The 22,067-nt window shown below is 52.7% G+C and carries 20 protein-coding genes and 1 tRNA gene; 12 read left to right on the plus strand and 9 right to left on the minus strand.

What is annotated here, in order from left to right; all coding sequences use genetic code 11:
• Window positions 1-2: 2 nt before the first annotated feature.
• The gene (locus ACAW75_RS12100) at window positions 3-1,808 is read right to left on the minus strand and encodes a type IV secretory system conjugative DNA transfer family protein (RefSeq protein ID WP_370728989.1); all 1,806 of its coding nucleotides are present in this window, start codon (window positions 1,806-1,808) and stop codon (window positions 3-5) included.
• A gap of 325 nt (window positions 1,809-2,133) precedes the next feature.
• On the opposite strand from ACAW75_RS12100, the gene ACAW75_RS12105 reads away from it, so the two are divergent.
• Both ACAW75_RS12105 and ACAW75_RS12110 read left to right on the plus strand, forming a co-directional pair.
• Window positions 2,134-2,505 (plus strand): plasmid mobilization protein, encoded by a 372-nt coding sequence (locus ACAW75_RS12105; protein ID WP_370728990.1) that lies wholly within the window; start codon window positions 2,134-2,136, stop codon window positions 2,503-2,505.
• Complete coding sequence (locus tag ACAW75_RS12110) at window positions 2,495-3,913, plus strand: relaxase/mobilization nuclease domain-containing protein (RefSeq protein WP_370728991.1); 1,419 nt, start codon at window positions 2,495-2,497, stop codon at window positions 3,911-3,913. The genes ACAW75_RS12105 and ACAW75_RS12110 overlap by 11 nt, the downstream gene beginning before the upstream one ends.
• 296 nt (window positions 3,914-4,209) lie before the next feature.
• On the opposite strand, the gene ACAW75_RS12115 is transcribed toward ACAW75_RS12110, so the two are convergent.
• Window positions 4,210-4,282, minus strand: a tRNA-Phe gene (locus ACAW75_RS12115).
• Between the two features lie 139 nt (window positions 4,283-4,421).
• On the opposite strand from ACAW75_RS12115, the gene ACAW75_RS12120 reads away from it, so the two are divergent.
• The 5 genes from ACAW75_RS12120 (at window position 4,422) to ACAW75_RS12140 (ending at window position 8,473) form a co-directional block, all read left to right on the plus strand.
• The gene (locus tag ACAW75_RS12120) at window positions 4,422-5,810 is read left to right on the plus strand and encodes a 4Fe-4S dicluster domain-containing protein (RefSeq protein WP_370728992.1); all 1,389 of its coding nucleotides are present in this window, start codon (window positions 4,422-4,424) and stop codon (window positions 5,808-5,810) included.
• 138 nt (window positions 5,811-5,948) lie between these two features.
• The gene (locus tag ACAW75_RS12125) at window positions 5,949-6,716 is read left to right on the plus strand and encodes a (Fe-S)-binding protein (RefSeq protein ID WP_370729291.1); all 768 of its coding nucleotides are present in this window, start codon (window positions 5,949-5,951) and stop codon (window positions 6,714-6,716) included.
• Between the two features lie 83 nt (window positions 6,717-6,799).
• Window positions 6,800-7,297, plus strand: coding sequence for a hypothetical protein (locus tag ACAW75_RS12130; RefSeq protein WP_370728993.1), 498 nt, complete (start codon window positions 6,800-6,802; stop codon window positions 7,295-7,297).
• Window positions 7,298-7,304: 7 nt separating this feature from the next.
• Window positions 7,305-7,706 carry a hypothetical protein gene (locus ACAW75_RS12135; protein WP_370728994.1) on the plus strand — a complete coding sequence of 134 codons (402 nt, stop codon included), beginning with the start codon at window positions 7,305-7,307 and terminating at the stop codon, window positions 7,704-7,706.
• The gene (locus tag ACAW75_RS12140; protein WP_370728995.1) at window positions 7,703-8,473 is read left to right on the plus strand and encodes an SDR family oxidoreductase; all 771 of its coding nucleotides are present in this window, start codon (window positions 7,703-7,705) and stop codon (window positions 8,471-8,473) included. Before ACAW75_RS12135 ends, ACAW75_RS12140 begins: the two co-directional genes overlap by 4 nt.
• An 80-nt stretch (window positions 8,474-8,553) precedes the next feature.
• Here the strand turns inward: ACAW75_RS12140 and ACAW75_RS12145 are convergent, their stop codons facing one another.
• Window positions 8,554-8,946 (minus strand): ExbD/TolR family protein, encoded by a 393-nt coding sequence (locus tag ACAW75_RS12145; protein ID WP_370728996.1) that lies wholly within the window; start codon window positions 8,944-8,946, stop codon window positions 8,554-8,556.
• Between the two features lie 110 nt (window positions 8,947-9,056).
• On the minus strand, window positions 9,057-9,779 hold the full coding sequence (locus ACAW75_RS12150; RefSeq protein WP_370728997.1) for a MotA/TolQ/ExbB proton channel family protein: 723 nt from the start codon (window positions 9,777-9,779) through the stop codon (window positions 9,057-9,059).
• A gap of 179 nt (window positions 9,780-9,958) precedes the next feature.
• Between ACAW75_RS12150 and ACAW75_RS12155 the strand changes: the two genes are divergently transcribed.
• From ACAW75_RS12155 to typA, 5 genes are all read left to right on the plus strand, one after another.
• Window positions 9,959-10,594 (plus strand): phosphatase PAP2 family protein, encoded by a 636-nt coding sequence (locus tag ACAW75_RS12155; RefSeq protein ID WP_370728998.1) that lies wholly within the window; start codon window positions 9,959-9,961, stop codon window positions 10,592-10,594.
• Between the two features lie 266 nt (window positions 10,595-10,860).
• The gene (locus ACAW75_RS12160; RefSeq protein WP_370728999.1) at window positions 10,861-11,550 is read left to right on the plus strand and encodes a hypothetical protein; all 690 of its coding nucleotides are present in this window, start codon (window positions 10,861-10,863) and stop codon (window positions 11,548-11,550) included.
• 56 nt (window positions 11,551-11,606) lie between these two features.
• Window positions 11,607-14,111, plus strand: a complete 2,505-nt coding sequence (locus ACAW75_RS12165; RefSeq protein ID WP_370729000.1) for a TonB-dependent receptor — start codon at window positions 11,607-11,609, stop codon at window positions 14,109-14,111.
• 112 nt (window positions 14,112-14,223) lie between these two features.
• On the plus strand, window positions 14,224-14,658 hold the full coding sequence (locus tag ACAW75_RS12170; RefSeq protein WP_370729001.1) for a hypothetical protein: 435 nt from the start codon (window positions 14,224-14,226) through the stop codon (window positions 14,656-14,658).
• A 315-nt stretch (window positions 14,659-14,973) separates the two neighbouring features.
• Window positions 14,974-16,788, plus strand: a complete 1,815-nt coding sequence (typA, locus tag ACAW75_RS12175; RefSeq protein WP_370729002.1) for a translational GTPase TypA — start codon at window positions 14,974-14,976, stop codon at window positions 16,786-16,788.
• A 128-nt stretch (window positions 16,789-16,916) separates the two neighbouring features.
• Here typA and ACAW75_RS12180 read toward each other — a convergent pair whose 3' ends face one another.
• The 5 genes from ACAW75_RS12180 to ACAW75_RS12200 form a co-directional block, all read right to left on the minus strand.
• Window positions 16,917-17,543: a hypothetical protein gene (locus ACAW75_RS12180; protein WP_370729003.1), complete on the minus strand. Its 627-nt coding sequence runs from the start codon at window positions 17,541-17,543 to the stop codon at window positions 16,917-16,919.
• A gap of 37 nt (window positions 17,544-17,580) precedes the next feature.
• On the minus strand, window positions 17,581-18,885 hold the full coding sequence (locus tag ACAW75_RS12185) for an LVIVD repeat-containing protein (protein ID WP_370729004.1): 1,305 nt from the start codon (window positions 18,883-18,885) through the stop codon (window positions 17,581-17,583).
• A 144-nt stretch (window positions 18,886-19,029) separates the two neighbouring features.
• Window positions 19,030-19,518 carry an META domain-containing protein gene (locus ACAW75_RS12190; protein ID WP_370729005.1) on the minus strand — a complete coding sequence of 163 codons (489 nt, stop codon included), beginning with the start codon at window positions 19,516-19,518 and terminating at the stop codon, window positions 19,030-19,032.
• 8 nt (window positions 19,519-19,526) lie between these two features.
• The gene (locus ACAW75_RS12195) at window positions 19,527-21,386 is read right to left on the minus strand and encodes a hypothetical protein (RefSeq protein WP_370729006.1); all 1,860 of its coding nucleotides are present in this window, start codon (window positions 21,384-21,386) and stop codon (window positions 19,527-19,529) included.
• Window positions 21,373-21,924 (minus strand): RNA polymerase sigma factor, encoded by a 552-nt coding sequence (locus ACAW75_RS12200; protein WP_370729007.1) that lies wholly within the window; start codon window positions 21,922-21,924, stop codon window positions 21,373-21,375. The genes ACAW75_RS12195 and ACAW75_RS12200 overlap by 14 nt, the downstream gene beginning before the upstream one ends.
• Window positions 21,925-22,067: the final 143 nt, after the last annotated feature.

Below are 22,067 nucleotides of genomic sequence, written 5' to 3' on the forward strand. Positions count from 1 at the left end.
TATTAGAAATATGGATTTCTGCTTATCCTATCACTCAGTTCTGCTACTTGGTAGTAAGGCTTTTTCAGAAACACTGTCGGCGGGTTACCACCAAGAAACGCGAAAATGTTGTCCGCTGAGCCACGCCGTACCTCATCCGGTGTGACCAGTGGCCGTTGATTACTGCTAGCATCCTGTACCCCACCGAATAGACCCTTTGTTGTGATCACATGCGACGATTGCCCAATTGAAGCACTCACATAGTTTGCCGTGAAATTGTCGTTGATCGTAAAAAACTGACGGATAGCTGTATTCGCGGTGAACGTCTCCCAATTATCCCCATACAATCCTTTCAACTGAATGAGCGACTGTAGGATCGGCCAAACCGTCACTTCAAACCCCGCATAGGTACTCAAAGCTGTCTCAATTTCAGGCAAATATCCCAAAGCTGCAAACTCATCAAGCAAAAATGTAACACGCTTATTCGGCTTGCGTACGACCGCTCGAAGTGTCGTTGTTACAATGAGCCGCAGCCATCGTGCATGGCTCTGTAATTTGTCGGCGGGTATGATGATGTAGAGAGACGTATCGCCATCGGAGAGGCTAGTTGGGTCATAACCAGAGCGAAGTGATTGTTGTAGTGCTGGGCTTTTCAGAAAGTCAGTTGCCTGCAACACCGAGGAGAGAATGCTGCCAAACGTCTCTTCACCCGCTTGCATCAGTTTGATAATCTCGTTGCCAGCATTACGCACGATCTCGCCGTTGACCGGATCGTCATTGAGCCGCATCCGCGCAATCAGCTCATCCCAGTCGTCACCCGCTAATCTTGCCCACCGCCACAAGGTGGTGAGGGTGCGATCATCGGCTTCTTGTGTGGTGACGATCTGCATGATCAGCCCGGTTACAATCGACCGTGCCGTATCGGTAAAGAACTTGTTCTTGTCACCGCGCTCAACGGGGACGAGCATTTCCGCGATCATGTGCGCATCATCGACCAGATGGATGCTGCTTGTATCGGCTAGGATGTCGAGTGGGTTATAGCTTGTAGCCTCACCAACGTTTTCTTCCAGCAATGCCCACGGATTGAGGATGACAACGTTTTGGCTGCTCTCGCGCTGATACCGCGCCGTGATGGCCGCGTTCTCGCCTTTGGGATCGATTACCACCCACGAGCCTTGATAGCCGCCAAGTCCCAGCAAATTCGGGATGATGAGGTTGGTGCCTTTACCGCCCCGTGTTCCAGCCACGGTTAGCATGTGGCCTTTGTCTTTGAAGACAAACCCGCCACCGATATACAGGCCTGGTCCAGTTCTATAAGCGTTCAATTCTTCTGGCCGTGCAAACCGCGCCGAACCAAACTTGTTGCCTTCGATCAGCGCGTTATTGATGCCAATCCGCCACCTCCGATAGGCTCCGAACACGACGAGCGAGAAGAACAGATTGAAGCCGAAAAAGATGAGAAAGAACTGCCCGCTCATGCCTAAAATCTTGGCAAACTGGAGCAGAGCGATAAAAAGACTAAACACAGCAACCCAAATCAGCAGGGCTCCCACCACCATCGCGAACTTGGTAATTGGGGTCAGGCTGGCAAAGGTCGGTGCGATACTCAGGCGACGCGTGAAGCGGTTATAGGCGCGGGTAAAGCCGAGCAACGCCCCAGCCAAAGTGATAGGGGTCAAGAACAACCCAACAGCCACCAACACCGCTTTATTAAACGCACTAGGGTTTGGCTCGCTGCGAAACAGTTCATCAATCTCACTGGATGTGACGCCAAACCATTTTCCGATGACGGATTGAGGGGACGCATCCGCCTGTTCAATCGGCTGCATGTGAATGAAAATTATGTCGTGGTGGATAGTCCCTAAAAGTAAAAAATCGATCCATGAACACGCTCACATGTATCCGCATCTTTACTAAGCGGTAACCTACACAAAATCAGCACATCATGTCGCACATACCGCCCAATTTCCTAACTTCGACCAACGGGTCCACGGCCAGATAAGCGAAGCCCTGCAAGACGTGGTTTGTAGCTACAAAAACTCCGTTTCTGCGCGTCCAAACCCTGCTTGTAAGGGAGACTATTTTCTCCCTTAACCCTCTTTTCATTGCCCCATTGCGTTTGCCTTAATTCCCCCACTAGCTTCCCCCTAGCGTATGGCACGACCGCACAAAGACAGTGACGATAAACGCGAACTGACCATTCGCATACGGGTGACGTTGGCCGAAAAAAAGCTGATCTGGCAACGCGCTCAGGAGAGTGGTCACACGCCGAGCGATTTTATGCGGCTCAAGACTATCGCCGGTCAGCCATCGCGCCGGGTGCCGACACCGGAGCGGGAGGTGTTGTTACACCTCATGGCCGAGCTGGGTAAAATCGGCAGCAACGTCAACCAGATTGCCCACGTCCTCAATCGGGACGGGCAGGGGCCATCCAGCGGGATTAATCCAGACAGCGTGACGCAGGCGATGGAGAGCGTCGATGCGTTGACCGCTCAACTACTGGCTCTCCTCACACATGGTCATTAGGGGCAACACACGGGGCAATGGTGGGCAATTGGCGGCTTATCTGCTCGGTCACGAACAGAACGACCGCGTTCAGATCCTGGAGGTCAATGGCCGGATGAACGCGAAAGCGTCGTACTTGCAGCAAACCTTGCAGACGATGTCGATGACAGCGGAGCTGACCAAAAGCCCCAAAGGCCTGTATCACGCACAGATCAATCCGGCCTACAGCGAAGACCGTAAGATGACCACCGAGGACTGGCTGACAGCCGCCGACATTTTAGGCGAACAGTTGAGGCTTGACGGGCAACGCCGTGTTTTGGTTCTCCACACCAAGAAAAACCGCACCCACGCCCATGTCGTGTTTGAACGCTACAATCACCAGACCGGGAAGGTCATCTCCAACAGCTTTAGCCGCCTGGCACAAGACCGCGCCCGCAAAGAAATGGAACGCGTGTTTGAACAGGCTCCAACCCCGCACCGCAACCAACACCGCCCCGAGCTTAAAGAGACATTGACCAAGCTGTGGCAGGACACCACAACCGCCCCTGATTTTATTCAAGCGGTTCACGGGCAGGGGTACTTACTGGCGGAAGGCGTACCCCGTCATCCGTTCATGGTGGTGGACGAGCAGGGCCGCTCTTTTGATCTGGTGCGGCAATTGAACGGGGTGCGGATCAAAGAGGTCCGGCAGCGGTTACGCGATGCCACGCTGATACCGGAGAAACGAGCTATCGAGATGATGCGGGAACGGCAGGAGAGCAGTAGTGATGCAGCGAACACACCACAGCAAAAAGCCGATCCAACGAGTGACCGTAAAAAGGAGCGTGTGATAGATGCAGACGACACGCCAGCCAATCAGCCGCCGCGTGAGCCAATGGATCGTCGTCATAAACTGATGGCGGACTTTATCCAAATGGGCCATGAGCAAACCACTGAACAGGTTCAAAACGATAGCCTTGAAAAGAAAAAAACGGTGGCCAGCGCGTTTCTCGCAATGAGCGACGAATTGACCAGCCAGCACAACGCCACAGTAGCGAAGGAAACGGCTAAACTGCCGACCACCCACGACACGAACTCAAGAGACAACACAATGCCATCAATCGAAGCGCATTCGGGGCAGGATGAGACGGAACGCGATGAAGAGGTGACAGATGATGAGCGGGAGACATTGCTAGACACAGAGGCTATCAATCACTATCGGCAAACGCTGACTGATTTCTTAAACGAGAGAGACGATCTCCTATCTCCAACTGATCCTGACAAAATCAATATCCAGCGGCAACGCGAGAAGGCAAAGCAATTCCTCGACAATCAAGAGGCATATGCATCTGCACCTAAAGAAGCGGATAGCCATCTACAGCGATTGATAGCTGAACAGAAAGAGGTGCGCGAACGGACCCGCCAACGCAGCCGGAAGCGAACCCGCTAAACAATTCACAAAATAGTATGCATGCATACTATCGAAAAACCTGTTATTTTCGCAGGCGATTACAACGGTCATTGTCTACAGCAGTGACCACCATAATCCGGCTCATCCGCGATGGCTTTGCTTGCGTGAAGTTTTACAGGATTGAGTGATTAGCCATAACAGGCTGGGAATGAACCAACATTAATCGACATGAACCAATTCACGCTGCCGAAACCCCAATTTCAAAATGTTGTACCATTGTTGTACCAACAAAAAAGGGAGTTACGATTTTTGATCGTAACTCCCTGATAATGAGGTGGTGATGGACGGAATCGAACCGCCGACACAAGGATTTTCAGTCCTTTGCTCTACCAACTGAGCTACATCACCGCGACGTCTGTGTTAAACGTGGGTGCAAAAGTAGGCGATAGAGGCTTGCTGTGCAAGCCATTGACCCGAAAAAAAGTTTTTCCCTGAACATCATAGCGGCCTCTGTGTTGACTATTAGCCGATTAACCTGCTAAAAAATATGAACATAATTCAACAAGTTTTATTCGCTGCGGCGCTTGTTGTGGCCGCTGTGGTCATCGCCCGCCGAATCAACTACATTACCGGAGCCATTAATCTGGGCCGACCCGAAGACCGCAGCGATAACCCCGGCGAACGCCTGAACCTGATGTTGCTCATCGCGTTTGGGCAGAAAAAGATGTTTACCAACGTAACGGTGGCCCTCATGCACCTGGTCATTTATGTTGGTTTCGTCATCATTAACCTCGAAATCCTGGAGATTATCATCGACGGGTTGCTGGGCACACACCGGGTGTTCGCGCCTTATATCGCTCCTGTTTATCCGGTGCTGATCGGCGTATTCGAGGTGCTGGCTTTTGGGGTGCTAACCGTCTGCATAATCTTTCTATGCCGTCGTTACCTCACGAAAGTAAGCCGCCTGCAACCAGAAAATCACGAAGAAATGCGCCCTCGCTGGCCCCGCCTCGATGCCACGCTCATTCTGGTCTTCGAAATCGTTCTTATGATTGCCTTCCTGACCTGGAACGCCTCCGATAGCGTACTCCGTGATCGGGGTGTAGGTCACTACGGCGAACTGAAGGGCATTGTTCCCGATTTTTTGATCAGTCAGTACCTGAAGCCGCTCTTCTCAGGCATGAGCGACGGTACATTGGTTGCCTACGAACGGTTTTCGTGGTGGTTCCACATCCTCGGTATATTGTTCTTCGCCGCCTACGTCACCTACTCGAAACACCTGCACATTGGCCTGGCTTTCCCGAATGTCTACTTCTCGGATCTGCAACCCAAAGGCGAGATGAAGAACATGCCAACGATCACCAAAGAGGTGCAACTGGCGCTTGGTATCGAACCAACCGTGGTGGACGATGCGGCTGGTCATGCGGCGCAGGCGAATGAAAATGGTGAACAGCCGTCTGACCTGGGCAAATTCGGGGCGAAGGACGTACCTGACCTATCGTGGGTCGATATTATGGGCGCGTTCTCCTGCACCCAGTGTGGCCGTTGTACCGCCGCCTGTCCCGCCAACATAACGGGCAAAAAATTGTCGCCCCGCAAGATCATGATGGATACCCGCTGGCGGGCCGAAGAGATCATGACTGGCAAGCAGAAAAATGGGGCCGACTATACCGACGAAAAAGCACTCCTGGGCGATTACACAACGGTGGAAGAGATCAACGCCTGCACCACCTGTCAGGCCTGCGTTAATGCGTGCCCCGTCAATATCAACCCGCTCAATATCATCCTGCAAATGCGGCGCTACAAAGTAATGGAAGATGCACAGGCCCCGGCCTCCTGGAACGCTATGTTCAGTAACGTGGAAAACAACCAGGCCCCCTGGAAATTCTCACCAAGCGACCGTTTCAACTGGGCCGACGAAATCAACACAAAATAGTCTTCTGTTTACCGTCTACAGTCTTCTGTTGCGCTGCATATCGGCCAGTATAGTGATGTAGCAACGCAACAGAAGACGGCAAACAGCAAACAGTAAACTCAAAAAACTATGTCCGAAAAAACAGTCACCGTACCCACCATGGCCGATATGATGGCCGCTGGCGACGAACCCGAAATCCTGTTCTGGGTGGGTTGCGCCGGTTCATTCGATGATCGGTATAAGCGCGTCACCCTCGCTTTTGTCCGAATTCTGAACCACGTTGGTATCAAATTCGCCGTTTTGGGGCCTGAAGAATCCTGCACGGGCGATCCGGCACGGCGGGCGGGCAACGAATTCCTGTTTCAAATGCAGGCCGTCAGCAATATTCAGGTGCTGAACGGCTATAACGTGAAAAAGATTGTAACGGCTTGCCCGCACTGTTTCAACACGCTCAAGAATGAGTACCCTGACCTCGGTGGTAACTACGAAGTCATTCACCACTCGCAGTTTTTGCAGCAGCTCATCAACGAAGGCCGCGTGAAAGTGGCCGACGGTCAGGCGTTCAAAGGCCGTAAAATCACCTTTCACGATTCATGCTACCTGGGGCGGGCCAATAAGATCTACGAAGCGCCCCGCGAGGTACTAGCGTCACTCGACGCTGATTTGGTGGAAATGAAACGGGTAAAAGCCAATGGCCTCTGTTGTGGCGCGGGTGGTGCTCAATATTTTAAAGAGCCCGAACCCGGCAAGAAAGACGTAAACGTTGAACGTGCCCAGGAAGCCCTGGCCACCGGCGCCGATACCATCGCAGTAGCCTGTCCGTTCTGCATGACCATGATGAGCGACGGCGTGAAAAACCAGAACCGCGAAGACACCGTTAAGGTCTATGATATCTCGGAACTGATCGCGCAGGGGCAGGGGTTGTAGAAACCAGTAGCCATTCATTGGAACAACTAACGACAATCAATGACAGCGAAGTGCAACGACGCAGAGCAAATGGCCTTTTTCTTATGTATATCTCTTTTGACCAACTGACGCCGGACGCCCGCCTTTGGGTGTATCAGGCCAACCGGGCGCTCACTGCCAGTGAAGCCACAGCCATTGAAACAGCGCTACAACCTGCATTAACTAACTGGGCAGCGCATGGGCAACCGCTACTGGCTTCGGCACGGGTGGTCGATGGCCGGTTCCTGCTCCTGGCGGTTGATGAAGGCGTAGGGCTTCCCAGCGGTTGTTCCATCGACTCATCGGTGCATACTGTTCAGGAAATTGGCCAGTCGTTCGCTATTGATTTCATGGATCGGTCGGTAACGTACCTGGATGCTGACCATGCCGTACAAAGTCTGCCGTTGGGCAGTTTGAAAGCTGCTTTTATTGACGGTACACTCACACCTGAAACAATCGTTTTCAACACCCTGGCCAAAACAAAAGCCGAGTATCTGGCCAACTGGCACGTACCAGCCGCCCACACGTGGCTGAAACGATATATCAAACCAGTGACGGCGTAATTACCGCATGAAAAACCCATTTTTCTACATCCTGCTGGCGGTGCTCGTTCTGCTCGACGGCTGGCTGATGGCACACCCAAACCTTATTGGTCGGGCCGGTGTTTTCTTTTACGATTACAATTACCTGAAAACCTTCCCGCGCGCGTTGGGGACTGTGGCGGCCGTGGTCGGCCTTGTCCTGTTACTAACAAGTCTGGTCCGTCGAATTGGTAAAGTTGTTTCGGTTGTGTTACTGGCCATATTGCTGGCGGCTGGCGGCTACTGGCTCTTTACCAGCGCCATTCAGTTCAATACTGGTGTTTATAAGCTGACAGGCGCGGGCTTTCGGGCTGGGGCTGTTCTGCTTCCAGGATTACTCGTGCTGGTGGTTGGGCAGGCCTTGTATGACCGAATTTCTCAACGATCATGAACACGCCTCTTTTTTCCCTCCAAGGGCAGCGTGCCCTCGTTACCGGCGCCACCAAAGGCATTGGCGAAGCCATTGTGAAGCAGTTTCTGCAACTTGGAGCCGCAGTGTTTGTGGTGGCCCGTGACAATGACCTGCTTCAGCAACAACTCACAGATTACCGGCAACAAGGGTATATCGTCGAGGGACTAGCCGTTGACCTAAGCCAGCCTGATTCAGCCAAAACGCTGGCCGATGCCGTAAAAGAAACGTGGGGTAGCGTCGGCATCTTAGTCAATAACGTAGGCACGAATGTTCGTAAACCTACCGCCGACTACGCCGCCGACGAGTATGATCACGTCCTGAATACGAACATACGTTCGGCCTATGAACTTACTCAGGCGGTGTACCCTCTCCTGAAAGCAACTGGCCAGAGCAGTATCGTTTTTGTCTCGTCGGTTTCGGGGTTGACCCACACCAGCAGTGGGTCGTTATACGGCATGTCGAAGGCCGCAATGAATCAGTTGACGCGCAACCTGGCTGTTGAATGGGCGCAGGATGGCATTCGGGTCAATGCAGTGGCACCCTGGTATATCCGTACGCCACTGGCCGCCCCCGTTCTCGAAAATCCCGAAAAACTACAGGCAATCGTAACCCGTACCCCTATGAACCGTGTTGGCGAACCAGAAGAAGTAGCCTCGGCCGTATCGTTTCTGAGTATGCCAGCCGCCAGCTACATTACTGGGCAGGTGCTCGCTATCGATGGCGGCCTGCTGGCCAATGGATACTGAAAAGAGTGTACAGTTTACTGTTGCTCCGCTAAACCAAAGTTATGTACAGTAGCGGAGCAACAGTGAACTGTAAACTCCTTCTATTTCGACGTGGCCATCACCATTTTGATGTTCAGCTTGGCGCCGGTCTGGAGTACATCGACCAAATCCTGAACGCTCAGCGTCTTATCGAAACGAACCACGATGGTGGGTTCGTCGATACCCGCCATGATCGTTTTCAATTCTTCTTCCAGATCGGCTGTTGCAACAGGTTGTTTGTCAATAAAATATTGCTTTTCAGCGTCGACAGACAGGGTCACCTGCTTCTTGCTCAACTGCTGCGAGGCAGCGGCTTTGGGCAACAGCAGCTTGATCACATTCGGGTTGGCTACTGTTGAGATAATCAGGAAGAATAGCAACAGGAAGAACATAATGTCGTTCAACGACGACGTAGCTACTTCTGCGGCAAATTTTCGTTTTCGGCGAAGCTTCATGGGGAAGACGTTTACTGTTTTCAGTTTACTGTCGTCTGTTGCTTCGCTAGCTTGCCTAACTGTGGCTTAGCAGCGCAACAGAAAACAGAAGACAGTAAACTGAAAACTTTTTATCGTACTCGGGCGGTTTCGGTAGGTTTCTGGAGCACTTCCATGAATTCAAAGGCGTTCATCTCCAGTTTGAGCGTGAAGCGTTCAATGGCCATGTTGAGCAGGTGATAACCCGTGTAGGCAATCACCCCAACGATCAGCCCCGAACCCGACGTGATCATTTTCTCGTACAGACCGCCAGCGATGATCCCCACGCTGATATTATCGGATAGCGAGATGTCATAGAAGATACGGATGATCCCGGAGATGGTTCCGATGAAACCAAGCATAGGCGCAATACCGGCAATGACACCCAGGTAACCCAGGTTCCGCTCCATCCGCGACAGTTCGATCTGCCCAACGGTTTCAATGGTGCCTTCAATTTCTTTGTTTGAGGCTACCCCCACGCGGCCTACTGCTTTCTCGAACACGCGCCCAATGGCCGTCCGCTGGTTCTTGCAGAATGATTCTGCCGACTTTACGTTGCCCTGGAGCAGCATATCTTTTACGTTGTCGACAAAGCCGGGATCCACTTTTCCTTGTTTGGCAATAAGCAACCACCGTTCAACAATCAGGTAGAGCGAGGCAAACAGAAGAAAGGCAATGGGTACCATCACCCACCCGCCTTTGGCCACGAGGTCGAACAGGCCGAGCGTTTGTGTATTGGCGGCCGCCCCGTTGAGTGCATTGGCGGTGGTATCGGCCACAGCCGATGCGGAAGGAACCTGAAGCAGAATGGTCATAGACAGGATATAACGAAAAAAGTTGATCGTCGCAACGTTCAGCATTCACAACGTGCAAGGCCGTGCGAATCGTATGCCAAAGATAACAAAGCCCGCTACGGATTGCCGGTTCCGGTAGATAATAGAACCGATAGGTACGCCGATATGACGATCAACGACCGCCGCCTACCTTTGCAGGTATGACGCTCTCCGCCCTTTTTCGGACCAATCGAGTTTTTTTCATAACCTACCTGCTGCTGATAGTGACGGTTGGCACCTTGATGTTGCTTTACACGAAAGAACAGCTTATCCGGTTCGTTAACGAGCAGAATACCCCCTTGGGCGACCAGCTGTTTCCCTACCTAACGTACCTGGGCGATGGGGGCTTTGTGATCGTCATTGGCGTGTTGGTCCTGGTAGTACATCGCCACGCGGGGTGGCTGGTCTTGGCAAGTTTCGCCGTCTCTGGCCTGATCAGCCTGTTTTTAAAGCTGGTCGTTTTTCCCGAACGGCTGCGACCCGTTCGGTATTTCGAGCATTCGAACTGGGCGTATCACCTGATAAAAGACCTGCACATTAACGAGTACAACAGTTTCCCATCGGGACATACCACGTCAGCCTTTGCCCTGTTCAGTATGCTTGTCTTTCTGTGGCGACGCAAAGGCTGGGGCTGGCTGGGTACGTTACTGGCTGCCATTGCGGGCTATTCGCGGGTCTATTTGTTTCAGCACTTTGTAGAAGATGCCTTTGCAGGTGCCTTGCTGGGTACGTTGACCACAGTCGGTCTGGTGTATTATTACCAGCGACGATTTGGCCCGCTGCCAGAGATAGGTTGATGCATGCCGGCTACTTACGGGTCGACGTTGAATGATTCATAGACATAGGTTGAGGAGAGGGTGAAGATTTTAGCAGATTATGGGTATACAGGTTTATACGACAGCATTTTTAACTAATATGGCTCTCGGTATAAATGCGTACCTAACTAACCCATCCTATGTGCTATAGATTTTTACTCATTGGCTTACTTCTGATAATCGATTGTAGACTTACCACAGCCCAAACTCCCTTACCGTCAGTAAAGTATGACTCTGTAGGGGCCTTCGTGCGAAAAATTAAAGTGCTTACCCAGCAGACCGCTTTTCTACGAAATCAGGTACGTCTGCTCGCCACCGATAACCAACGCCAGCTCACCGTACTGACGGGGTTGCAGCGCACCCTGTTGATGCGGACCGACAGCATAGCCAAACAGCAGGCAGTCATTGGTACACTGACCAGCCAGATCACCCAGTTGACAGCGAATTACCAGGCATCGCAGGCGAGTCTGGCCGAACAAACGGCTGCCCTGAAAGCGGCCAACATACAGATTGCCCAGCTGGAATACGACAAGAAAAACCTGGTCGACAAGCAAATCGTCAGGATCTACAATTTCTCGGCCGACGATGTTCGGAAGCAGTTTATCCAAAGTTTGTCGGCACCCGAATCAGGTTTTCAGTACGATGATGGGCTGATCAACGACGAGATCAAGATTACGCGCAACTTTGATGACCAGGCCGAAGCCTGGTGGGTATTTGACAAGACGCTCGATACCGTACTGGAGCTGATCGTTCGTATCAAGCCACACCGCTACGATCCGCAGAGAGCGCTTGTTTACGGTACAGCGCGGGTGCTTCAGAAGACCCGTTACAGCAACAAACCGTTCGATGAGCAGCGCGACCGGGAGAAGATTGCCCTCTACAGTGAAAAGACCATCCGGCTACTGGAAGGGAAGCTGAGTGGTACCTCCGATAAGTAATCGTTTGCCCGCGTTGTGATTGGGCTACGTTGTCAGTAATCTCCCACCCATAGTTCATGAAAAAACAGCCCACGTATCCAGCCATTGCTGGCCCCCTATTCCTGTGTTTGCGCCGCAGGTGGAGCTTCCTTCTTTTGCTTATTCTCATGAGTGGAACGGCTCACGCGCAACAACCTACGCTTGTTACGGGCCGTGTCACCCGGGCCTCGAACGGCGAACCACTCGTTGGCGCATCGGTACTTATTAAAGGAACCACCCGAGGAACGATTACCGATCAATTTGGCCGGTACCAAATCAGTATCAACCGACCCGTGGAGTTGATTGGCCGATTTATTGGCTTTCAGGATGTAATTCAGCTGGCATTCCCTAAAGACAGCCGATCGGTCACGGTTGATTTTCGGCTTGTGAGTAACGATATGCAGCTCCGCGACGCCATTGTCAGCGCCAACCGGGTCGATGAATATTTACAGAAAGTACCCGTGGCCGCGTCGGTTATTTCGCACCGTGACCTGGAGCGGCGCAGCACCTACAATACGCTCGAAGCCCTGAACAACGTACCCAACCTGATCACCGATTCGTGGCTCAATTCGCAGGTCTCGTTTTCGATCCGGGGCCTGTCGACCGTCTTCGACAACGTGGGTTTTGAATCGACCGTAGCGCTCTATATCGACGACGCCTACTTTTCGCGCAGCTTTGCCTTCAACTCAACCCTTATGGACATTGAACGCATCGATGTGTTGCGAGGCCCTCAGGGGACGCTGTTTGGCAAAAACACGGTGGGCGGGGTTATTCATGTGGTCTCCGAAAAACCGGAATTCGCCAACAACGGGCAAGTGGAGCTTAGTTATGGGAACTACAACTTCTTCCAGGCGCGGGCTAAAGTCAATCGTGAACTGATCAAAAATAAACTGGCCGTGCGGTTAACGGGGGCCTATACCCGACGTGATGGCTACATTACCGATAAACTACCGGGTATTGAGGCCGTTAACAAAACCGATTTTTATGGTTTTCGCGCCTCCGCTTTGTATACCCCAAACCCCTCGACAACTATCACGCTACGTGGTTACTACGGCCAGGACGATAATGCCGAAAATACATTCGTCTACGCCAGCAAACCCGATGACGATCCCGTTGGTGTGGCCGCCGATGAAGGCCTGACTACCCGGCAGAACGTACCCAACACCTTTACCAGACAGCAATATGGCACCGTGGCCAAAGGAGAGGTCAAACTGGGCCGCCATACGCTGACCTCCATTACGACCTTCAACAAATCGGCAGATACGTATTTTGGCGATAATGATGTGTCTTCGGCCAATGTCTCGCTGTGGGGACGTACCCAGAAGCTCCAGAATATCAGTCAGGAAGTGCGCCTGCATTCGCCGCGCGACGAACCGTTTTCGTACATCGGCGGACTTTATTTTTTGAGCGAGCAGATCAGCGCCACGGATACGTTCTCGCTACAAAAGGATTTCTTGCCCGTCGCAGAAGCTATTCTGGAGAAACCCGTTCCCAACAGGGCTCTTTTCACCAGCGAGGGGTACACCACCAACAGCACAATCCATGCGCGTAGCCTGGCTGCTTTTGCCTCTGCCAGTTATGAGCTCAACAAAAAGCTGCGCCTCAATGGCGGCCTGCGTTTCACTGCCGAACAACGCAGCCTAACGTACTGGCAGCACCTGACCAATCAGTTCTATAATGGCCTTCCTTTCGGCCTGATCGATATTTACGCCGTGAATGTAGGCGAGAAAGCCGCGCCCGTCGACCGCAACGCCGACAACAATGTACTGACCTACAACATTGGACTCGACTACCGCTTCACGCCCTACATGATGGGTTACGCCAGCTACGTGCGGGGATTTAAAGGGGCCGGGTTCAACACCTCTGTCACCACTGACCCCAACGGAACCGGTTTGGTTTTCAAACCCGAATACGTGAACAGCTATGAACTGGGCCTTAAGTTGAAACCCAGCGAACGTACCCGCTTCAACGCGGCCATGTTCTATACCGATTACCTGAATAAACAGGAACTGCTGGATCAGGGAACACGGGTGCGGGTAGCCAATGCGCCCAAAACGCAGGGCTGGGGCGCAGAAACGGAATTCTCGGGCATCCTCAAGAATTTCCGGGCCGACGTGTCGATGGGCTACCTGCACCTGCGGTATATCGACTTCCCTTTCGGTACCGATGACCTCGGCAATCCGGTTAATTATGCTGGCAACCAACTGCTGAAAGCACCCAACTTTACCCTCTCTGTTGCCCCCGAATACACCTTCTCGCTCACCGACCAGCTACGGCTGTTCCTGGGTACAACCCTTACCCACACAGGTAAAGCCTTCAACGACATCGCCAACTCCGAACTCATTGCCCGGCAGGCGGCCACGATTGTCAATGGCCGGGTGTCACTGGCGCCCCGACATGGGAAATGGAGTATTGCGCTCTGGGGCAAGAACCTGACAAATCAACTGTTCATCCAGCACGGCTGGGAATATGACTGGGGCAATCAGGTAGCCTGGAGCCGCCCACGCTATCTGGGCGTTGAACTGTACCTCAACTTCTTGTAGGCCGTAAACTGCTTCTCGTTAAGCAAAACATACGCTTAATCAATTAGCGCGCTATCGGTAGCCAGTTTTCTATTATTTGCGGCCTCAACCAACTCCGCGTGATAGACACACTATGAGACAAATTTTATTAACATTCAGCTTATTGCTGGCCGTTGTAGTCGGTGCCAAAAGCCAGGACGTGCTGACCAATCAGGACATTATTTCGATGAACATTGCCAAAGTAGGTACGTCGCTCATTCAGGCTAAGATCAGTGGCAGCAAAGCCAATTTCGACCTGTCGCCAAAAGGCCTGATCGAACTTGAAAACGGCAAAATTTCAGACGGTATCGTGAAGGCGATGATGGCTAAAACTACGATGACCGATGTGATGACCAATGAAGACGTAATCACATTGAACAATGCGAAAGTCTCGAAATCGATCATTACCGAGAAGATCCGGCGGGGTAAGAACAACTTCAACACGTCGGTAGAAGGAATGATCGCCCTGCGGGGGGCCAAAATCTCCGATTCGCTGATCAAAGAGATGATGGCGGCGCCCAAGAAATAATCGCTCTACAGCGTGGTAACCCAAAAACGCAGTGGCGCTGGCTACTGCGTTTTTGGTTTCTATACAGGTATACTCTATAAAACTAGCGGAATTGTACAATAAAAGGAGCCAATAGCTCTGAATGCTCGCAGGCGCATTATTATATTGTAAATATCTGTTTTACAGCATAAATTTTCGTACCTTTGCGGGAAAATTGCCTGTGTCATTTTCGACAGCATGCTAAGGCGAACAGGATTTTAGTCGTAAACCCGGCAAGATCAAAAACAACGCTCGCTCTCTGAATTCTTGCCGGAAAAAACACGTTTCAAACTTTGTATGCAATCCATCCGCAATATTGCGATTATCGCCCACGTTGACCACGGCAAAACTACGCTGGTCGACAAGATTATTCACGCGTCGAAACTCTTCCGCGAGAACCAGGAATTCCAGGACCTGATTCTAGACAGCAACGACCTGGAACGTGAGCGTGGCATCACCATTGTATCGAAAAACGTATCGGTCCGCTACAAAGACGTTAAAATTAACATCATCGATACCCCTGGTCACAGCGACTTCGGCGGTGAAGTGGAGCGCGTCCTGAAAATGGCCGATGGCGTTTGTCTGCTCGTCGATGCTTTTGAAGGGGCCATGCCGCAAACACGCTTTGTTCTTAGCAAAGCCCTATCGCTTGGTCTGAAGCCAATCGTGATCGTTAACAAGGTCGACAAAGAGAACTGCCGCCCCGACGAAGTGCACGAACAGGTGTTCGACCTGATGTTCAACCTCGGCGCTACCGAAGATCAGCTTGACTTCCCGACCGTTTATGGGTCGTCGAAACAAGGCTGGATGGGGCCGGACTGGAAAACGCCAACTCAGGATATCACGTACCTGCTCGACACGATCGTTGCCACCATTCCGGAATCACCAATCAACGAAGGCGCCCCACAAATGCAGATCACGTCGCTCGACTATTCAGCGTTCGTAGGTCGGATCGCCATTGGCCGGGTACACCGCGGTACGCTGAAAGAAGGGGCCAATATGGCGCTGGTGAAGTCAGACGGAACGGTGAAAAAAGTAAAGATCAAAGAACTCCAGACGTTCGAAGGTCTTGGCAAACAGAAGGTAACTGAAGTGCAGTGTGGCGATATCTGCGCCATCACGGGGCTGGAAGACTTTGAAATCGGTGATACCATCACTGATGCCGAAAACCCAGAGGCCTTGTCACGTATCTCGGTCGACGAGCCAACGATGAATATGTTGTTCACGATCAACAACTCGCCTTTCTTCGGTAAAGAAGGCAAGTTCGTTACGTCGCGTCACCTGCGCGATCGGCTCTACAAAGAGATCGAGAAAAACCTGGCGTTGCGTGTAGAAGCAACCGACAGCGAAGACCGCTTCCTGGTGTTCGGCCGGGGTATTCTTCACTTGTCGGTACTGATTGAAACCATGCGTCGCGAAGGGTACGAACTGCAGGTTGGTCAGCCACAGGTGTTGTATAAAGAAGACGAGAATGGCCAGAAACTGGAGCCGATCGAAACCCTCGTTGTCGACGTACCTGAAGAGACGGCCGGTAAAGTAATTGAGCTGGCTACGCAGCGGAAAGGCGAGTTGCTGATCATGGAACCGAAAGGCGACCTGCAGCACCTTGAGTTCGATATTCCATCGCGTGGCTTGATCGGCCTGCGCTCGAACGTACTGACCGCTACGTACGGTGAAGCCGTAATGGCCCACCGGTTCAAAGAATATCAGCCATTCAAAGGCCCTATCCAGGAGCGGATCAATGGTTCACTGATCTCGATGACCTCAGGTGTATCAACGGCCTACTCGATTGATAAGCTTCAGGATCGCGGCGTGTTCTTTATCGATCCAGGTGAGGAAATTTATGCCGGTCAGGTAATTGGTGAGCACAACCGCCAGAACGACATCGTCGTGAACGTTCAGACAGCCAAACAGCTGACCAACATGCGGGCATCCGGTTCGGACAACAACGTTCGGATTGTGCCGAAGATCACCTTCTCGCTGGAAGAATCGATGGAATACATCCAGAAAGATGAATACCTGGAAGTAACGCCCAAGTCGATGCGTATCCGCAAGATTTTCCTCGACGAAAACGAGCGGAAACGCAACGCCAACAAGTTCGCCATGGCGTAAGCCTTTGAAGGGAGTAAAGGAGGAAGGGGAGAAAGGAGGAAAGGAAGTTTCGCAAGCGTAACTGCTCGTGCGAAAGCAACCCTTTCCTCCTTTCTCCCCTTCCTCCTTTACTCCCTTTCCTCCCTTATCTAAAAGCTCACTCCCAGCCGCACCGCCAGCCGGTTATACACCCGGCTTTCGTCGCGGCGAATATCATTCCATTGCAACGGCTTTGTTGAGTCAACAGGTTGGCGTTTATAGCTGACCGATAGCACAAATGCGCCTTTATCTGGTTTGCCCAACCGGAGCCCAATACCAGGATTCAGCATTAGCCCGCCCCGCGTAAGGTCATAACCCGTGCTCGATTTGTTGAGCCAGGTGAGGCCATATCCCGCATCGAAAGAGGCAAACACATTCACGTTTTTGTCATTGGGTTGTGCCAGATCGTACCGTATCCCCGCCCCCACGGGCAGCAGCAGGGCATTCGTGTACCAGTCTATGCCAACGACTCCCCCAACCGCCAGCCGGGGACGTAGCTGCACACCATTGAACGTCTGGAGCGTCAGGCTAAGTTTATTTTCTACCGTTTCGGCCCCCGATCCAACCTGTGTCGGATAGGTCACCCGGCCAAAAAGGCCACCCACTTCAGTGTAGTTCACAAAGGGATAAACGCGTTTTGTCAGCGGCAGCTCTGCGCCCGATAACTGCGCGTGGGTACGTTGGCTGTAGCTCATCAGCAGCAGGAGCAGCCAGCAAAGTATATAGTATGGTTTCATAGTAAAGTCTCAGCGCGAAGCAGTGTACTAGCACAACCTACGTCAGGTCTGGGCGGCTAACGGGAATCTTGCTAAGCAAACGCAGGCGGCTCGGATTGGTGTAATCGAACTGATAGAATCCGTCTTTCCCAATCAGTAACAGCGTTTTTTGACCCGATACGCCACCCATCGGAATAACATCGTAGGCTTGCAGGTCTTCCATATACTGCTGCAGATTTTTGTCGACCTGCAGGGGATCGCTCACGTTGAACGATTTCAGGCCGTAGGCTCCTTCGCAGATGAACAGGTTAGGAAAATCAACGCCAAGGCCGTGCGGATTGCGCATCGGGTAACTTTTCAACAGCTTGGGACTGGTCAGGTTGGTGATATCGATCACGTCCAGCTGGTTGGTGAAGCCACCGCAGGTATTGCCGGAGCGCAGCGTCACGTAGGCCGTGTTATCAGTCACCACAACGGGGTCGCACACGCGGGCATGTTGGAAAACAGACAGCTGCTTCGGCTTGGCAGGGTCCACGTTGTCATAAATAAGCATACCCGACTGCGAACCGATAAAGAGTTTGTCTTTATACGGAAAAATGGTTTCGATGCCCCAGCCCATATTCACCGTGTTGCTCAACGACGGTTTCGATGGTTGCTGCACGTTGAACAACTTCATGTCTGACGATGACACCGCGTAGAGGTATTTATCGTACAACGTGAACCGGGCCATTGACCCACCCGTACCACTGGTGCCTGTGCTGGGTGAAGCCGATTTTGTATCGGCGCTGGCGAACGAGGAAAAGCTCATCCAGATGGGTGTAGCCGAAGGGGTGGCTTCGCAGTTCGTTTTAACGGTTTGCTTTACGTAGTCGACGCGCTGATCCTGAATAACATCATTCCCGTTGGCCGGATAGTAATACCACCAGCCGCCATCAAATTGCCCCTGTGAGAAAACGTTCTGGGTGCGGGCTACTTCATGAATATCGGTCAGGTTACTGATATCGAATGTCACCAGGTCCATGTAGCTATCAGCGTACAGGAAGTTATCCCGAATGGCTATATCGCCGTTGCCGGGGATACTAATGAACAACAGTGATTTCGGATCAGACGGGTTGCGGTTGTCGATGACATGAATGCCCTGTTTCAATTCATTGATGAACAGGTAACCATCTTTCGTGTAGATCTTACCAGGGTTTACCAGCCCTCGCGCTCTATCGACCCCGACACCCAGACGTACCTGGTTTGGGGTGAGCATGACCGGTGTAAATTGCCTGAACACACGCGTCTCGGTGCATTGATCGGTGCAGGCCGAATCGATCCAGATGAAGGGGGCCAGCAGCAGGAAGTAAAGTAGTCTTTTCATAAAGTCAATGTGTTAAGGAATGTTAACAGCTAGACCCCTCTCATTTTCATAGGGTTGCAAGCAGCACAAAAAAAATCGCCCGGCAGCAAAACCACCGGGCGATCGAGTCCTACACAAAATATCTGAATGGCTACTTCTGAAAAACTATTGTCGTTTATACACCAGTTTGCCGGGTGCTGTGCCGCCGTAGCTCAACTCTAATTGCCTGGCTCCAACTACGTCAGCCTTAGTCACGGCTGCCAGATGGGTCAGGTAATCGGTTTCGAACTGCATGGCGGCGGCTGGCCCAGCTACTTTGGTTGAGCCAAGGCCACTCACCGAGCCGGTACCGGTTGGCCCCGATTCGATAGAGGGTCGCTGACTGAAGGCGGCTTGGCCAAAATACGTATTCACCGGTGCCTGGCCCGTAAATTGAACAGCATAATGCTCAATGAAGGCAGGGCCAGCGTCGCTGATACGCAACGTAACGGTATAAGCAGAGGCGGGTTCGGCCAGTATCCAGTCGCCCGTGATCGCCTCTGCACTACCCGCCGGAACAGGCGTAACCGCCGTTTCGTTGGGCGAACAACCCGATACGAATGCGAATAGCGACAGCACTATGCACGCGATCCACTGGTTTGTCTTGCTGTTCATACACGTCATTAGAAATGCCGGTCCACGCTGAAGCTCAGACCAACCTGTTGTGGTTGGGCCTGTACACTAACGTCATTAGTGGTCAGCGATTGCAGGCTTTGCTGGTACATACCAGCTACCGAAGCCGACCACAGATTGTCGGGGCGATAGCGTAGCCGCATACCCGCCGTACCCGCCAGCGTCACGGGCCGATAGACGCCGTCGCCGGGTTTGATCGTGATGGTTTCGGCCACCGTATTTTTCACGAACCAGTTCGATACCATCCCGGTCAGCAGAGCCAGGCCAAACTTGCGGCGAGGCCGTAGCTCATACCCCACCTGCACCGGCACCTGCACAAACTGATAGGTGTTGCTGACTACCTGTTGCTGACTGGCGGTGTAGTTACTCGACTGGTTGGCTACGTAATCGTACTGCTTGTCGGCCGCATAATTCGCCGTGGCTAACGACTGGTTCGATAGCCGGGTTACCAGATCTGCGTAGAGGTTATCGGTATTCGCTGCTTTGAGATTCGACGTTACCGAAGCAATACGCACCGGGCTCTGAATGTCATTCTGCCCCCGCAAATACCCCACTCCCGACTCGATCGACCAGTGTTCGCCCAGCGGAACCCCAACCCCAGCCTGAAAAGCAACGGCGTGACCAACCTGACTCTGTAGCACTGGTGTTGATGCAACCGAGCCGGCAAGACTGGCAAAACGCTGCGACGCACTGGCCACCGGACTGAACGCCGACCGCACAGCAACCGCTGGGTTGAAACTTAATGCCGTCACGCCTGCCGACAGCCAGGGGCGTTGTGTCCGTTTGTTCGAAGCAGGCGTCATCGGTTCAGCCGTCGGTTTGTTTGTACTGGCTGGCTGGGTACGTGCTGCCAGCGACTGGCTGGCTAGTGGCGCACCGGTCATGGCCACCTGCTTGGGAAGCTCTTCGCTCATCGACGTAACCGACCGATCCTGCCCCAGTGAAGAAGCGCGTGATCCAGGGGTCGAACCACCAGTTGGCATCTCGCTAAACGAAGATGAAGCTGGCGTATTCAATGATTGGCCACTACCGCTGAACGATTGCATCGTCATAGAGTGTGTGACAACAGAGCGTGACATAATGGCTGGTTGACCGTCGCCCATTTTTGCCCGGAAAGTCTGATCTTGTTTCAGCCGTACGGTAGACGAGAGCGTCGTTTCAGAGAAAACCAGCGTCCCGTTTATCGTTTCGGTCTGGCCAAGGTTCGGGTCAACCAGTTGGTTAGCTGCCGCTTGTGACAAGCCGGATTGGTCGGCTGATCGAGCTGCGGCAGGCAACGTACCTGGTGCCAAGGCCGAGGTTGCCCGTGTGCTGGCCATATGCATGGCCATAGCTGGTTTTGCGGTAGGTCCGGCAAATCCATACCGGGTACGTCCGTGAGCTGTAGCTCTGTAGCGGGCGTCCTGGGTACGTTCCATCTGTTGCGCCAGGATGGGCGCATCGGCCAGGCGAGGGACTGGCTGGCTATGCACCTTTGTTGCCTCTGCCATCGGTGCAGCCGCTTCGGCCCGAGCTAAGGCAGACCGGTCTGATTTTGATTTGGTTGCTGTGTGCGCCACGACGGCATCGGGCCGGATGGCATCTTCCCGGTGCCAGGCCCACCAGCCCAGCGCTGTCAATAGCAACGACGCGGCGATACCGGCGGCCCACCGCCCAAACAGCATCGATTGCCGCCCCTGCCGGTGTTGCCAGAGCGGAAGAATACCGTCCGATTCGTCGAGGTCGAGCTGCCGCTCCACACCTTCCCAAACACGGGGAGGGGGCGTGTCGAAGGCATCGTCAAAAGCCCGCTGCCAGTACGGGTCGGGCGTGCCGCCTGGTTGCGGAAAAAGATCGTCAGAACGATTCATTGCGAATAGACTGGTCGTCCGTTAATTTTTGTTGTAACAGGCCTCTGGCCCGGAAAAACTGTGATTTCGATGTCCCCTCCGAAATACCGAGCAATTCGGCAATTTCGGGGTGCGTATATCCTTCTATCGCGTACAGGTTGAATACCGTCCGGCAGCCGGTGGGCAATTCCTGTACGAGGTTGAGTAAATATTTGTAGTTCAAACTGGGTAAGCTTTCGTCGGCTTGTGGCAACAGATTCGCCAGTTCGTCAACGTCGGTCATGTGTTCGAAGGGCTTATTCTTGCGAAGGTGTTTAAGCGCCGTGTTAATGGCAACCCGTTTCAACCAGGCTTCCAGCGGACACTCGAACCGAAACTGATCGATGTGCCTGAATATTTTCACAAACGAATCCTGCAAGACATCAGCGGCTTCGTCGGCGTCTTTTATGTACCGCTTACACACAGCAAACAGTTTCCCCGCAAACCGCTCATAAAGCAGTCGCTGCGAAAGTCGGTCCTGTTGCCGACAGCCATCTACAAGGGTTCGTTCGTCCCGCATAATACGTTGATACACCAAAGACTCACCTTACCGACGAAGGGTTGTAACGCGCACAAAAAAAGTTGCCTTTCATGGTTTGGAAGGGGAATGGCTGTTGGAATCGCGTATATTTCCAACGTCACAAACCTAAAAACAAGCACACA

This window comes from Fibrella arboris (assembly GCF_041321095.1).
GTDB classification, from domain to species: domain Bacteria; phylum Bacteroidota; class Bacteroidia; order Cytophagales; family Spirosomataceae; genus Fibrella; species Fibrella arboris.

Bases quoted from the DNA above. Each gene is read 5' to 3' on its own strand.
- ACAW75_RS12130 (WP_370728993.1), top strand. From the start codon at position 6,800: ATGTATATCTCTTTTGACCAACTGACGCCGGACGCCCGCCTTTGGGTG.
- ACAW75_RS12135 (WP_370728994.1), top strand. From the start codon at position 7,305: ATGAAAAACCCATTTTTCTACATCCTGCTGGCGGTGCTCGTTCTGCTC.
- ACAW75_RS12200 (WP_370729007.1), bottom strand. From the start codon at position 21,924: ATGCGGGACGAACGAACCCTTGTAGATGGCTGTCGGCAACAGGACCGA.
- ACAW75_RS12165 (WP_370729000.1), top strand. From the start codon at position 11,607: ATGAAAAAACAGCCCACGTATCCAGCCATTGCTGGCCCCCTATTCCTG.
- ACAW75_RS12105 (WP_370728990.1), top strand. From the start codon at position 2,134: ATGGCACGACCGCACAAAGACAGTGACGATAAACGCGAACTGACCATT.
- ACAW75_RS12125 (WP_370729291.1), top strand. From the start codon at position 5,949: ATGGCCGATATGATGGCCGCTGGCGACGAACCCGAAATCCTGTTCTGG.
- ACAW75_RS12155 (WP_370728998.1), top strand. From the start codon at position 9,959: ATGACGCTCTCCGCCCTTTTTCGGACCAATCGAGTTTTTTTCATAACC.
- ACAW75_RS12180 (WP_370729003.1), bottom strand. From the start codon at position 17,543: ATGAAACCATACTATATACTTTGCTGGCTGCTCCTGCTGCTGATGAGC.
- ACAW75_RS12145 (WP_370728996.1), bottom strand. From the start codon at position 8,946: ATGAAGCTTCGCCGAAAACGAAAATTTGCCGCAGAAGTAGCTACGTCG.
- ACAW75_RS12190 (WP_370729005.1), bottom strand. From the start codon at position 19,518: ATGAACAGCAAGACAAACCAGTGGATCGCGTGCATAGTGCTGTCGCTA.
- ACAW75_RS12170 (WP_370729001.1), top strand. From the start codon at position 14,224: ATGAGACAAATTTTATTAACATTCAGCTTATTGCTGGCCGTTGTAGTC.
- ACAW75_RS12120 (WP_370728992.1), top strand. From the start codon at position 4,422: ATGAACATAATTCAACAAGTTTTATTCGCTGCGGCGCTTGTTGTGGCC.
- ACAW75_RS12150 (WP_370728997.1), bottom strand. From the start codon at position 9,779: ATGACCATTCTGCTTCAGGTTCCTTCCGCATCGGCTGTGGCCGATACC.
- ACAW75_RS12140 (WP_370728995.1), top strand. From the start codon at position 7,703: ATGAACACGCCTCTTTTTTCCCTCCAAGGGCAGCGTGCCCTCGTTACC.
- ACAW75_RS12110 (WP_370728991.1), top strand. From the start codon at position 2,495: ATGGTCATTAGGGGCAACACACGGGGCAATGGTGGGCAATTGGCGGCT.
- ACAW75_RS12195 (WP_370729006.1), bottom strand. From the start codon at position 21,386: ATGAATCGTTCTGACGATCTTTTTCCGCAACCAGGCGGCACGCCCGAC.
- ACAW75_RS12100 (WP_370728989.1), bottom strand. From the start codon at position 1,808: ATGCAGCCGATTGAACAGGCGGATGCGTCCCCTCAATCCGTCATCGGA.
- ACAW75_RS12185 (WP_370729004.1), bottom strand. From the start codon at position 18,885: ATGAAAAGACTACTTTACTTCCTGCTGCTGGCCCCCTTCATCTGGATC.
- typA (WP_370729002.1), top strand. From the start codon at position 14,974: ATGCAATCCATCCGCAATATTGCGATTATCGCCCACGTTGACCACGGC.